Consider the following 12,461-nt stretch of genomic DNA (forward strand, 5'->3'; position numbering starts at 1 on the left):
GCTTGGATTGTCGCGCAGCGCCGTGATCGCAAGCGGCCTCAACAGCGTCGTCAGTATCGGCTGGATAGAGATCAATAAATCTTCGTCACACGCACTGCATTAGAGATCGCTTTTTTCGCTCTTAAAGAGCGAAAAAAGCGATCTCTCTACCACTGCGTGGATGACGTTAAACTGCTAGATGCGGGAGGACTCATGCGCTAACGGGAGCGCGCAGTGGTCAACGGAAAGCGGATCAGGGGGAACCGAGGCAGCAACTTCGCCCGCCCGAGGGGAGATCAGAAATGCTTGAGCGGCCCGCCGACGGAAGCGGCCGGGCGCGAGGACATAAGGAAAGAGACAGCTGATGGCACAACTTCCCGCTCATAGGACGCCGATGCCATTCCAACTTTCTCAATCTAGCGCATCGATTCCTTGCCGGGCAAAGGCCAAAGGCAGCTTACAGTGCCGATCGTATAATCAAGCGGCAACCTGCCGAGCGCCTTGCTGGATCAAGTCGCCAAGACCTGACGCCTGCCGGTTCTCTATCTGCTGGTTGGTCGTCGTTCGATTTCTGAGGATGTTTCGCCACAATTGGAGGTTCCAATGCTGATTGCCTTCGGCAAGCCATATTCTCCGCCTTCTCATTCCCCACCCAGATCCCGACGCTCCTCCATTTGTCTCCTCTGGTGGTAACTAAGATTTCTACTTATCTCCAGTCTCACCGTAGCGGTCGATTTGCCCGTTGTCGCACTGGATATGGAGTGGCGTGAGACATACTTCTTGTCAGCGAGCCAGTCCAGCACCATCTTGAACTTCGCCGTGTCGGTTTTGAGACCATATCTGGAACAGAAAAGCCGCAGCTCATTCTCAGGAAGTTCAAGATACCGATTACTCAAGGTTTCATCAGGTAGCTCACCGCCGTTTTTTGAAGCCACACGCTCTCTCAGTTTTTTCAACACATATTCCGCTGCCTCTTCGATAGCTTTTTCTGGATTGAATATGCGACTAAATTCACTCAGATACCATTCGCACACGTTGATGGCTGCTTTTACCGTTGATTCTGGAATCTCAAGCCGACCTGAGTGATCTTCGCCTGCTAGTTGATACGTCTCGAAGAAGTGAAACAGGGCCGCCAGCCGTGCCACGTGCTCCGAATATCGGTTGACGAATTCACGCTCGTGAACGTATCGACCATTATCTACCGTCTGCGCTTCCTTTTCGTTGTGATCAGTCTCCCACAACAGTTGCGCTGCTGATGAGAAATACAGGACCTTGCGACATTGAGCTCGCTGCCCAATGTCCATAAAACCGTGATCGAGCAAATCCAGCACCCGCCGGTTAAATATATCGGTCCAGACCCTGGACCGTGGTGCAGCACTGTCCGCTTGACGCTGACCGTAGGGGGTCTCGGGTCGAGAGATCAAAGTGCGAGGAATAAAACCCACTCCTTTGGCTTGATCCCCCTTGCGTTCGATGAAACGGTCGAAAACCGTAGGCTGGATCATGAGCGAAACTGTCAATCGAGGATCGCTCACAGAGAAGCTTTCACGTGCCGTCCGTCCAACAACATCAATACCTTGACCATCCCAGAGGCGGTCGAGTCGCGCCATGTCCGACTCGCTGCGCGCATTCAGGATGTCTGCCGCCTCGCTCGAAACCAGGCCGGCGGACGGCCAGTTCTCGCACAGGCTGCGCTCCAATTCACGCATCGAAATGCTCGAATACAGTGAGCGCCTGAGATGTGGCTCGGGACAAGTCAACGGTTGACTGCGCAGTTCTTCCAGCAGGCCCTCGATTTCCTTCAGCGATTCCCTGGCAACCTCAGCCTTTTCGTCTCCCGCAGCATACGCCTTACGTGTCAGGCCAATATAGGTGCGCTCAAGTGCACGTTCTTTCATCCGCCGCACTTTTTGCTCGTTCTCATACGCCGTCTTTGCTCGCTCGTACTCGATCGCTCGGCCCCGGTCATTCTTCTCAATGGTCGGGGTAACGGCGCGATCCGCTCGTGTTTTACGTGCCCCCGAATCGGCGACGGCCATCATGAATAGCGAGCAGACCGATACCTCTCCGAAGCCCCGGTCCACCATGATCAAGTCCTGACACACGACCGAAACGGCAGCGAGCGTCGCCTGCACGGCAAGCGGCACGGCAAGCTTGTCGTTTTCGCAGATCTCCTGCACAGCGCCACGGATCGTTTCTGGCAATGCCTGCCATGGAAAATCCCCGGGCAATTCGTATTTGGGCAAAGGCGGCTTGCGGCTCCCCCCTTGAATTGCCGGCGGATTCACATCTTGTTTAAGCAGCGAGTCCACAAATATCGTTGAACTTCGCTCGTCGCGCGCATCGTCGGCTAGCGGCGTATTGCCCGCGCCATACATGGAATTTACGCTGAGCCGACCCTGCGGCGTCCGTTCATCTTCGTCGTGTATCACCGCGCCTCCCGCGTGCGCAGATCGTGCGCTCTAAGCAAAATTGGCATTCCACACAAGCCATGGCGCCGAACAAGAGAACATGCGATCGGATACCGCCAAAAGCAAAAAATAGGCAAACGAAGGAAAAAATCTGGCACTGCAAATCCAAAGTTTGGGCAGAGAGTGAAACAGAAGAAGGAGGCATAGCAACGCGCTGGTTCCGCCGACACTCGCTTAGCACGTTCCAAGGGGGATGCCGCTCGCCTCGAACGACATGACAAATCTTACACTCGACCGCTTGAGACGTACGCCGCAACCCACCCGTGCGTCCGCTCGACGACCCAGTGCTTTCCAAAGCGCTCATGGCTTTCCACGCTGCGACTGGCAATGCGTGGTTCAATGCCACGCTTGCGCGGATATCGACGGCAGCACGCGAAGTCGTATCGCTTGTCAGCGCGCAACGTCTCGGCACGACATCCTGGCCGGCCGGACAACCCCTGCACATCGATCAACGCCTCCAAGACAATCGAGTCATGGCGGTTGGCACCGGTCACAGTCGCGCCGGTAGCACACCACGCCGGTCTACGACGAAATGGAGTTTGGCCGCGGCCCGCGGGACTAGGGCCTTTCTGTTGCCGCCGCGGCCGGCGACATTGGCTCCATCGAGGCTTGCCTGCTTGAGCCAATCTGGTCCTACTCATGCAGGCGGGTCAGCACCGCCAAGTGCGGGCGCTCCCATACGCCACAGGCTTACCAGTTACGCAACGTCGGCAAGTCATTCCGCTGCCGAAGCCCAGTTCTTTGGGGCATGTCCCATTGAATACGGGTTTGCAGGACGAATCGATGCCATTTGAGCGCAGCTTGGTCATCCACCCTTGGCCGGCCAACTTTGAGCGATAGCGTCGAAGCAGAGGCGGGCGCATTGCGGTTGCGATTGCAGATTGCCTTCAAAGGACGTTGCAACTATCGTCACAGGAAAACCAATAGCTGTCATCAACATGTCAGCATCGGCCGGGTGGATGGCCATTCCGTCTTTTCCCTGCTGCTGTCGGCTACTGAAGCGACCAGATGCGCTTTGGCAGCTGTATGAGACGATCGGCACTCTCGCGCAGACTACGGCCCTTTGTTCCCAGCAGATCTCCGATCCAGACGGAATTTTTCCAAAAAACGCAAATATTCGCCTATAAAAATCAAAAATCGGCACATTTAGACAACAAACCGACGATCAACAGCCAGGATGATACTGGTCCGGATTCAGCAATGATTCGGTTGCAGAGCGGGAAACGGGGCTGTCGACAGGCTACAGAAAGTAAAATGAGGCAAAATTCGATCCTTACCGCGGACTGCGATCCAGCCGGCGGCGCCTTCCCTACCTATTTCTTGACCTTGAGGTAAGCAATGAGTACCCAGCCCACCATCATCTACACGCTGACCGACGAAGCCCCGCTGCTGGCGACCAGTGCCTTTCTGCCCATCATCCGCACGTTCACCGCGCCGGCAGGCATCGACGTCACGACCAGCGATATCTCGGTGGCTGGGCGCATCCTGGGCGAATTCCCCGAATTCCTGACCGAAGAGCAACGCGTGCCGGACAACCTGGCCGAGCTGGGCCGCCTGACGCTGCTGCCGGACACCAACATCATCAAGCTGCCCAACATCAGCGCCTCGGTGCACCAGCTGGTCAGCGCCATCAAGGAACTCCAGTCGAAGGGCTACAAGGTGCCCGACTACCCGGAAGATCCCAAGACCGACGAAGAAAAGTCCATCCGCCAGCGCTATTCCAAGTGCCTGGGCAGCGCCGTGAACCCGGTCCTGCGCGAAGGCAATTCGGACCGCCGCGCCCCCGCCGCGGTGAAGAACTACGCCCGCAAGAACCCGCACAGCATGGGCGAGTGGAGCATGGCCTCGCGCACCCACGTGGCGCACATGAAGCACGGCGACTTCTACCACGGCGAAAAGTCGGTCACGCTGGACCGCGCGCGCGAAGTGCGCATGGAGCTGGTGACCAAGAGCGGCAAGACCATCGTGCTCAAGCCCAAGATCGCGCTGCTGGACAGCGAGATCGTCGACAGCATGTTCATGAGCAAGAAGGCGCTGCTGGCCTTCTACGAAGAACAGATGGAAGACGCGCGCAAGACCGGCGTCATGCTGTCGCTGCACGTCAAGGCGACCATGATGAAGGTGTCGCACCCGATCGTGTTCGGCCACGCCGTCAAGGTGTTCTACAAGGACGCCTTCGCCAAGCACGCCAAGCTGTTCGACGAACTGGGCGTCAACGTCAACAACGGCCTGGTCGACCTGTACACCAAGATCGAGGCGCTGCCGGAATCGAAGCGCGAGGAAGTCATCCGCGACCTGCACGCCTGCCACGAGCATCGCCCTGAGCTGGCGATGGTGGACTCGGCCAAGGGCATCTCGAACCTGCATGCGCCGAACGACGTGATCGTCGACGCGTCGATGCCGGCCATGATCCGCATCGGCGGCAAGATGTGGGGTGCCGACGGCCGTCCGAAAGACACCAAGTGCCTGATCCCGGAATCGACCTTCGCCCGCATCTATCAGGAAATCATCAACTTCTGCAAGACCAACGGCAACTTCGACCCGACCACCATGGGCACGGTGCCGAACGTCGGCCTGATGGCGCAGAAGGCCGAGGAATACGGCTCGCACGACAAGACCTTCGAGATTCCGGAAGACGGCGAGGCCCGCGTGGTCGACAACGCCACCGGCGAAGTCCTGAGCGCGCTGACGCAGCAGGTCGAGCAGGGCGACATCTGGCGCCTGTGCCAGGTCAAGGATGCGCCGGTGCGCGACTGGGTCAAGCTGGCCGTCACCCGCGCGCGCAACTCCGGCATGCCCGCCGTGTTCTGGCTGGACCCGTACCGCCCGCACGAAGCCGAGCTGATCAAGAAGGTCGAGACCTACCTCAAGGACTACGACACCAAGGGCCTGGACATCCAGATCATGTCGCAGGTTCGCGCCATGCGCTACACGCTGGAGCGCGTGATCCGCGGCCTGGACACTATCTCGGTCACCGGCAACATCCTGCGCGACTACCTGACCGACCTGTTCCCCATCATGGAACTGGGCACCAGCGCCAAGATGCTGTCGATCGTCCCGCTGATGGCCGGCGGCGGCATGTACGAAACCGGCGCGGGCGGCTCGGCGCCCAAGCACGTCAAGCAACTGGTGGAAGAAAACCACCTGCGCTGGGACTCGCTCGGTGAATTCCTGGCGCTGGCCGTGTCGCTGGAAGACCTCGGCATCAAGACCGGCAACGCCGCCGCCAAGATCCTGGCCAAGACGCTGGACGCCGCCACCGGCAAGCTGCTCGACAACAACAAGAGCCCGTCGCCCAAGACCGGCCTGCTCGACAACCGCGGCAGCCAGTTCTACCTGGCCATGTACTGGGCCCAGGAACTCGCGGCGCAGACCGACGACGCCAAGCTGGCCGCCCACTTCGCGCCGCTGGCCAAGAAGCTGACCGACAACGAGAAGACCATCGTCGGCGAGCTGTCGGACGTGCAGGGCAAGCCGGCCGACATCGGCGGCTACTACTGGCCCGACTTCGCCAAGCTGGAAGCCGTGATGCGCCCGAGCAAGACGCTCAACGCCGCGCTGGAGGCAGCGCAGGCCTGACGCCGGCCGGAAGAAAAACCGGGCCGCCCCGCAGAGCGGGGGCGGCCCGGTGGTTCTCCTGGTTTGGTTGTCTGCTTGTCCGGTCGTTCCCTCGCGCCCGCCCTCCGGCGGGCGCTTTGCGTTTGCGGCAGGGGAAAGACGTACCGCGGGAAGGCAGCCGCGATGTGCTTCCGGTGGCACGCGCCGCCGGCGCCTCGAGCACCCGTTCCGGGGCGCACGGCAGGCATCCGCAAGCCGCCGCGCGCCATCCGGCCGCGCGCCGGGCTAATCCCAGAGACTTCGGAACGCCGCCGCCGCGATCACCGGAATGGTGAGCACCAGCGGAATCGCGAAATACGGCAGGTCCAGATCGACGTACCGCTTGTAGATAAGCCAGGCGACGCCGAGCGCCAGCGTGACCAGGCCCACGAGCACAGAGAGCACATTCAAGGTCCGGTCCGACGGACGTTTTTGCGCTCGCTCTTTGGTGGAAGGCGTGTCCATTTCAACTCCGAAGCAGGTCGTGACGGGCATCCGGTTTATCCAGTCTACTCCAGCCTGCGCCAGCGTGAATACCGATCTCCGGGCGGGCCGCCGGCCCGCTTGTGACGCGCGTTTCATTTTCCCCGGGCGTCGCAAATGCCACCGGGCTACGGCCCGGCAAGCGGCCAAAGCCGCCCGCCCCTACCGGCCGTAAAGCCGCTGCGCGTTCTTGTCGGCGATGTCCTGCGCCACCTCCGGCGGCAACTGCCCCAATATCCCGCGCCACCGGTCCACGATGCGCGCGTAATTGCTCCACCGGTGCGCCTTGTGCGCGTCGGTGGCGAACATCAGCCGGTCATGGAAGCGGATCAGGGTGGCGCGCCACTCGGGCTGCAGCGCATTGCAGGCATCGACGACCGGCGGCCCGATCTCCTCGGCCTTGTCCTCGTCGCGAGCAGTCGGCGCATGGGGCATTCCTCGGCGAGTGGAGTCGTCTGGCCTTGCCAGCTTGCGCTCGATCATATTGGCGCGTGCCTTGCGCATCCAGCGACGCGATGCATGGCGCCCACGGGCCGCCCGCCGCAGATGCCATCCTGCAAGCCCCGGCGATTCGGGCTACCCTGTCGGCACCTGCTGCCCGCAGGTCGGACCGAGCGCGCAGCCCAGCCATCACCATCAGGAAAGCCATGACACAACCGCTCAGAATCGATTTTGTCTCGGACATCGCATGCCCATGGTGCGCCATCGGCCTGTCCTCGCTCCAGCTTGCGCTCGCGCGCCTTGGCGACGACGTCGACGCCCACATCGTCATGCATCCGTTCGAGCTGAATCCGCAGATGGGACCGGACGGCGAGGACATCGTCGACTATCTCGGCAAGAAGTATGGGCGCACGCCGGCCCAGATCGCCGAGACACAGGCCATGATCCGCGAGCGCGGCGCGAGCGTCGGCTTTGACTTCGGCCCGCGCACGCGCGTGTACAACACTTTCGACGCGCACCGCCTGCTGCATTGGGCCGGCCTCCAGGGCAGGCAGCTGCCGCTCAAGCTGGCGCTGCTGCGGGCCTACCATGCCGACGAAAAGGATCCGAGCAGCCACGAGGTCCTGGTCGAGGCCGCGGCATCGGCGGGGCTCGACGCCGCGCAGGCGCGCCACGTATTGCAAAGCGGCGACTATGCCGACGAGGTGCGTGCCGAAGAGCGGGAATACCAGGCCATGGGAATCCAGTCGGTGCCGTCGATCGTCTTCGACGGCCGCTACCTGGTGACCGGCGGACAGCCCGTGGAAGCCTTCGAACAGGCGATCCGCCAGATCCTGGCGCAAAGGCAGCAACCGGCCTCCGCGCCAGTCACGCCAGGCTGACCACGACCGTCCCGAATGCCCCGCGCTTCATGTGCGCAAAGGCTTCGGGCACCTGCGAGAAGGGACAGGCGGCGATCGATGGCCTGCTGGCTGCCGGACGACGAGCCGCGCAGCGAATGTGTCAAAATGCCGCAACCTCGGCGGGAACCATTGCGCCGGGCTTCGGGTAGACTGCACGCGCCCCAATCGCACAACCACATGACGCCCCGCAAACGCATATCGACCACCGCATGGCTTGGCTTGCTCGCCATGTGGCTGATCGTGTTCGCGCCGGCCGTCAGCCAGTTCGTGGCGTCCGCGCATGCCGCCGATCCCGCCGGCTACATCTGTTCCGCCGCCCATCCCGACGATGCCGCGCACCAGGCGCCGGGCGTCGACCTGAGCGCCTGCGGCTATTGCGACCTGCTGGCCGATCATCCGGCGGCGCCGGGCATCCCCGTGCCGCCGCCCGCGCTGCCGTTGCTGGCTGCCTTTGCCGCGGCGCCAACGCTTTTCACGCGTTTCGTGCCGCTCGGCGCGTTTCCTTCCGGGCGCCCGCGCGCCCCGCCCGTCCAGCCTCTTCAGTAGCCCTGCGTATCCGCGGCGCCCCTGCGCGACTGCGGCGTTCGCATGCAACGGCATGCGGACGACGGTTATCGAATCGAGGTAGACCCAGATGCACAAGATGCTATTCCGCGGCCGCACCGCGCTGCGCGAGGCCGCGCCGGCCGCCGCGCGCACATTGCTGTCCGCCGCCGCGCTGGCCGCGCTCGGCGCCCATGCCCAGAGCACCGGCAATGCGCCTGCCGCCGCGGCCGGCAGCGCCGGCGCCGCCGGCCAGGACCTGCCCGCCGTGAGCGTGACCGGCACCCGTTCCTTCGCCGAGAAGAACCAGTTGCCGCAGACCACCGAGGGCATCACGGCCCGGCAGGCGTCCGAGACCATCAACGCGATGGGCACGGAAGACATGCTCAAGTACCTGCCCGACGTGCTGGTGCGCAAGCGCTTCATCGGCGACACGCAATCGCCGATGGCCACGCGCACCACCGGCATCAACGCCAGCGCGCGCAGCCTGGTCTATGCCGACGGCGTGCTGCTGTCCGCGCTGATCAACAACAACAACGGCAACGGCTCGCCGCAGTGGTTCATGGTGACGCCCCAGCAGGTCGAGCGCATCGACGTGATGTACGGGCCGTTCTCGGCCGCCTATCCCGGCAACTCCTACGGCGCGGTGACGGAAATCACCACGCGCATGCCCAGGACGCTGGAGGGCAGCATCGAAGTCACCGGCGCCATGCAGCACTTCAGCCAGTACGGCACCAGCGACAACGAGCCGTCCCAGCAGTACAGCCTCACGCTGGGCGACCGCGCGGGCAAGCTGTCGTGGTGGTTCAGCGCCAATCATCTCAACAGCTTCAGCCAGCCGCTGAGCTTCGGCACGGTGAGCCAGTCGGCCACGCCCGCGGGCGCCGCGCTGCCGGTCGTCGGCGGCGCCTTCGCCGACCGCAACCGCACCGGCGGCGCCATCCAGGTGATCGGCGCGGGCAACTTCCTGCACACGCTGCAGGACAATGCGGCCATCAAGCTGGCCTACGACTTCACGCCCACGCTGAGCGCGGTCTACACGCTCGGCTACTGGCAGAACGACTCGAAGGCCAGCGCGCAAACCTACCTGAGCACCGCCGGCGGCACGCCGTACTATGGCGGCGCCAGCGGCAGCGTCAACATCGGCGGCTTCGCCTACAACGCCAGCACCATCGCCGGGCAGTTCGCCAGCAACAACGTCGAGCAGCAGCACCTGATGCAGAGCCTGAAGGTGGAGAGCCACACGCAGGGCGTGTTCGACGGCGAGGCGACGGTGAGCAACTTCTACTACCTGCGCGACCTCAGCCGCCTGTCCACCGGCACCTACCCGGCCGCGCTGACGGGCGGCCCCGGGCGCGCCACCGACATGAGCGGCACCGGCTGGACCACGCTCGACCTCAAGGGCACGTGGCGCCCGCAGGGCATCGCCGGCGCGAACATCGTCAGCTTCGGCGCGCACTACGACCAGTTCAAGCTGGTCAGCCCGACCTACACCACCGCGGACTGGACCGCGGGCAGCAGCGGCCCGCTGTTCAGCAACTCGCTCGGCAAGACCCAGACCACCGCGCTGTGGCTGCAGGACGTCTGGCGCGTGGCGCCCGGCGTGCAGGCCACGCTGGGCGGGCGCTACGAATGGTGGCGCGCCTACGACGGCTACAACTTCTCGCTCGGCAGCAACGGCGCCGGGGTGTCGATCGACCAGCCGAGCGTGGACAAGTCCGGCTTCTCGCCGAAGGCTTCGGTCACCTGGGATGCCACCGAGCGCTGGTCGGTCACCGGCTCGTTCGGCAAGGCGCTGCGCTTTCCCACCGTCGGCGAGCTCTACCAGAGCGTGCAGACCGGCACGACCTTCACGCAGGCCAACCCGTTCCTGCAGCCCGAGCGCGTGCTGTCGAGCGAGCTGGCGGTCGAGCGCCACGACAGCAACGGCAAGATCCGCCTCTCGGTCTTCAACGAGTACGTCTCCAACGCGCTGATCTCGCAGACCTCGAACATCGCGGGCTTCGCCACGCCGGTATCGTTCACGCAGAACGTGGGCAAGACGCGCCAGACCGGCGTGGAACTGGCCGGCCAGCAGGACAATGTGCTTGTCCGCGGGCTGTCGCTGTCGGGCAACGCGACCTACGTCGATTCGCGCATCCTTTCCGACGACAGCTACGTGCCCACCGTGGCGGGCGCCACCGCCACCGGCAAGCGCGTGCCTTATGTGCCGACCTGGCGCGCGACGCTGGCGGCCACCTACCGGCCGGACAACAAGTGGACCTACACGCTGGCGGGCCGCTACAGCTCGCGCGTGTACGCCACGGTCGACAATACCGACGTCAATCCCGCCACCTACCAGGGCTTCCAGAGCTTCTTCGTGATGGACGCGCGCGTGCGCTACGAGTTCGACAAGCACTGGAGCGGCGCGCTCGGGGTGGACAACCTGAACAACCGGAAGTACTTCCTGTTCCACCCGTTCCCGCAGCGCACGTTCTACCTGAGCCTGCGGTATTCGCTGTAGAAGAGCCGCCGGGGAAGCCGCAGGGGATCGCCGCCGGGGAAAACCGCCCTAGGCGGCGCCACGGCGGGCCTGCGCCGCCCGCGCCACCTCCACCAGCGCCTCGATCAGCCCCGCCACCGGGGCCCGCTTGAGCGCCGACTGCCGCACCAGCACGCCGATCTCGCGGAACACCGGCTCGCCCGGCAGCGGGATCTCCACCACGTTGCGCGCCTGCCGCAGCGGAACCAGCTCGGCCGGGATGATGGCGCAGCCCAGGCCTTCGCTCACCATCTGCAGGATGACCGCCGGCTCGTCCAGCTCCATGCCGCCGTCCACCCACAGCCGCTGCCGGCGCAGGTAGCGGTCCACCAGCTGGCCGCCCATCGAGTGGCGGTTGTAGCGGATGAACGGCAGCACCGCCAGCGCCGCCTTGAGCTCGCGCGGCGCGCCCCTGGGCACGATGCCGGCAAAGCGTTCCTGCATCAGCGGCACCCACTTCAGCTCCGGCGGGATGCCCAGCCGCGGCTTGACCAGCACGGCCACATCGAGCTCGCGGGCGTCCACCTGGGTGAGCAGCTGGGTGGACATGCCGGGGACGATGTTGACGTGCGTCTTGGGAAAACCGTCGCGAAAGCGCTTCATGGCGCGCGGCAGCAGCGCCGCCTGCACCGTGGAGACCGCGCCCAGGTCCAGCGGCGTGGTGTCCGGGGCCGCCTGCGCGTGGCCTTTCATCGACTCGTACAGCTCGATGAAGCGCTGCGCTTCCGGCACCAGCCTGCGCCCTTCCTCGCTGAGCGCGACCGACTTGCCGGCACGCTCGAACAAGTTGCAGCCGAGGTCTTCCTCCAGCCGGCGGATCTGCGTGCTGACGGCGGATTGCGTCAGGCCGAGCCGCGCCCCGGCGGCAGAGAACGAGGCGGTCTCCGCGGCCACGAGGAAGGTCTGGAAGTAGCGGATCATGTATCGAAATTATTGATGCTGAGAGCAGAAAACATTCGTTTCATATTACGAGTTCTGCTGATTACAATCAATCCACCGCGGCCGCCGCCCGTGCGGCGAGCCGGCATGACCCCGGCATGACCACCTCCCCCGAAAGAGCCCCCGACATGAGCGCCATCCCGCTGTTCCACCTGGCTTTTCCCGTCAACGACCTCGCCGAAGCGCGCCGTTTCTACGGCGGCCTGCTGGGCTGCCCCGAAGGCCGCAGTTCCGATGCCTGGGTCGATTTCGATTTCTACGGCCACCAGGTGGTGGCGCACCTGGCGCCCGAGGAATGCGGCCACCGCGCCACCAGCGCGGTCGACGGCGACAATGTGCCGGTGCGGCACTTCGGCGCGATCCTGCCGATGGCCGAGTGGGAGGCGCTGGCCGACAGGCTGCGCGCCGCCGAGACCCGCTTCGTGATCGAGCCGCATGTGCGCTTCAAGGGCCAGGTGGGCGAGCAGGCCACCATGTTCTTCCTCGACCCGTCGGGCAACGCGCTCGAGTTCAAGGCCTTCGGCGACCTGAGCCAGGTCTTCGCCAAGTAGGTTTGCAAGCAGGTTTGCGCCAGGCAAGCCCTTG

General features: G+C 63.9%; 10 protein-coding genes and 1 pseudogene. 5 read left to right on the plus strand and 6 right to left on the minus strand.

Going from position 1 to position 12,461, the window contains the following annotated elements:
* Nucleotides 1-620: 620 nt before the first annotated feature.
* The 3 genes and pseudogenes from ACKI2N_RS32785 to ACKI2N_RS32795 all read right to left on the minus strand — a co-directional run bounded on the left by ACKI2N_RS32785 (nt 621) and on the right by ACKI2N_RS32795 (nt 3,417).
* Complete coding sequence (locus ACKI2N_RS32785; protein ID WP_420996552.1) at nt 621-2,411, minus strand: YfjI family protein; 1,791 nt, start codon at nt 2,409-2,411, stop codon at nt 621-623.
* Nucleotides 2,412-2,695: 284 nt separating this feature from the next.
* A pseudogene (locus ACKI2N_RS32790) lies at nt 2,696-3,287 on the minus strand (IS5/IS1182 family transposase); the annotation flags it as partial.
* On the minus strand, nt 3,256-3,417 hold the full coding sequence (locus ACKI2N_RS32795) for a hypothetical protein (protein WP_420996620.1): 162 nt from the start codon (nt 3,415-3,417) through the stop codon (nt 3,256-3,258). The pseudogene ACKI2N_RS32790 and the gene ACKI2N_RS32795, both read right to left, overlap by 32 nt.
* A gap of 371 nt (nt 3,418-3,788) precedes the next feature.
* On the opposite strand from ACKI2N_RS32795, the gene ACKI2N_RS32800 reads away from it, so the two are divergent.
* Complete coding sequence (locus tag ACKI2N_RS32800; RefSeq protein WP_420996553.1) at nt 3,789-6,029, plus strand: NADP-dependent isocitrate dehydrogenase; 2,241 nt, start codon at nt 3,789-3,791, stop codon at nt 6,027-6,029.
* 264 nt (nt 6,030-6,293) lie between these two features.
* Here ACKI2N_RS32800 and ACKI2N_RS32805 read toward each other — a convergent pair whose 3' ends face one another.
* Nucleotides 6,294-6,512 (minus strand): hypothetical protein, encoded by a 219-nt coding sequence (locus tag ACKI2N_RS32805; protein ID WP_420996554.1) that lies wholly within the window; start codon nt 6,510-6,512, stop codon nt 6,294-6,296.
* Nucleotides 6,513-6,692: 180 nt separating this feature from the next.
* Nucleotides 6,693-7,013, minus strand: coding sequence for an amidohydrolase family protein (locus ACKI2N_RS32810; RefSeq protein ID WP_420996555.1), 321 nt, complete (start codon nt 7,011-7,013; stop codon nt 6,693-6,695).
* Nucleotides 7,014-7,177: 164 nt separating this feature from the next.
* Here ACKI2N_RS32810 and ACKI2N_RS32815 point away from each other — a divergent pair, with 164 nt between their 5' ends.
* The 3 genes from ACKI2N_RS32815 to ACKI2N_RS32825 all read left to right on the plus strand — a co-directional run bounded on the left by ACKI2N_RS32815 (nt 7,178) and on the right by ACKI2N_RS32825 (nt 10,919).
* Entirely contained in the window at nt 7,178-7,852 is a 675-nt protein-coding gene (locus ACKI2N_RS32815) for a DsbA family oxidoreductase (RefSeq protein WP_420996556.1), read from the plus strand.
* Nucleotides 7,853-8,050: 198 nt separating this feature from the next.
* Nucleotides 8,051-8,419, plus strand: coding sequence for a DUF2946 domain-containing protein (locus ACKI2N_RS32820; RefSeq protein ID WP_420996557.1), 369 nt, complete (start codon nt 8,051-8,053; stop codon nt 8,417-8,419).
* 88 nt (nt 8,420-8,507) lie between these two features.
* Nucleotides 8,508-10,919 (plus strand): TonB-dependent receptor, encoded by a 2,412-nt coding sequence (locus ACKI2N_RS32825; RefSeq protein ID WP_420996558.1) that lies wholly within the window; start codon nt 8,508-8,510, stop codon nt 10,917-10,919.
* A 48-nt stretch (nt 10,920-10,967) separates the two neighbouring features.
* Here the strand turns inward: ACKI2N_RS32825 and ACKI2N_RS32830 are convergent, their stop codons facing one another.
* The gene (locus tag ACKI2N_RS32830; RefSeq protein WP_420996559.1) at nt 10,968-11,858 is read right to left on the minus strand and encodes a LysR family transcriptional regulator; all 891 of its coding nucleotides are present in this window, start codon (nt 11,856-11,858) and stop codon (nt 10,968-10,970) included.
* A 146-nt stretch (nt 11,859-12,004) separates the two neighbouring features.
* Here ACKI2N_RS32830 and ACKI2N_RS32835 point away from each other — a divergent pair, with 146 nt between their 5' ends.
* Nucleotides 12,005-12,427, plus strand: coding sequence for a VOC family protein (locus tag ACKI2N_RS32835; RefSeq protein ID WP_420996618.1), 423 nt, complete (start codon nt 12,005-12,007; stop codon nt 12,425-12,427).
* Nucleotides 12,428-12,461 lie beyond the last annotated feature (34 nt).

Origin of the sequence: Cupriavidus sp. 30B13, assembly GCF_049059565.2 — a bacterium.
Taxonomy (GTDB): Bacteria; Pseudomonadota; Gammaproteobacteria; order Burkholderiales; family Burkholderiaceae; genus Cupriavidus.

Bases quoted from the DNA above. Each gene is read 5' to 3' on its own strand.
- ACKI2N_RS32815 (WP_420996556.1), top strand. From the start codon at position 7,178: ATGACACAACCGCTCAGAATCGATTTTGTCTCGGACATCGCATGCCCA.
- ACKI2N_RS32835 (WP_420996618.1), top strand. From the start codon at position 12,005: ATGAGCGCCATCCCGCTGTTCCACCTGGCTTTTCCCGTCAACGACCTC.
- ACKI2N_RS32825 (WP_420996558.1), top strand. From the start codon at position 8,508: ATGCACAAGATGCTATTCCGCGGCCGCACCGCGCTGCGCGAGGCCGCG.
- ACKI2N_RS32805 (WP_420996554.1), bottom strand. From the start codon at position 6,512: ATGGACACGCCTTCCACCAAAGAGCGAGCGCAAAAACGTCCGTCGGAC.
- ACKI2N_RS32795 (WP_420996620.1), bottom strand. From the start codon at position 3,417: ATGGCCATCCACCCGGCCGATGCTGACATGTTGATGACAGCTATTGGT.
- ACKI2N_RS32820 (WP_420996557.1), top strand. From the start codon at position 8,051: ATGACGCCCCGCAAACGCATATCGACCACCGCATGGCTTGGCTTGCTC.
- ACKI2N_RS32830 (WP_420996559.1), bottom strand. From the start codon at position 11,858: ATGATCCGCTACTTCCAGACCTTCCTCGTGGCCGCGGAGACCGCCTCG.
- ACKI2N_RS32800 (WP_420996553.1), top strand. From the start codon at position 3,789: ATGAGTACCCAGCCCACCATCATCTACACGCTGACCGACGAAGCCCCG.
- ACKI2N_RS32810 (WP_420996555.1), bottom strand. From the start codon at position 7,013: ATGATCGAGCGCAAGCTGGCAAGGCCAGACGACTCCACTCGCCGAGGA.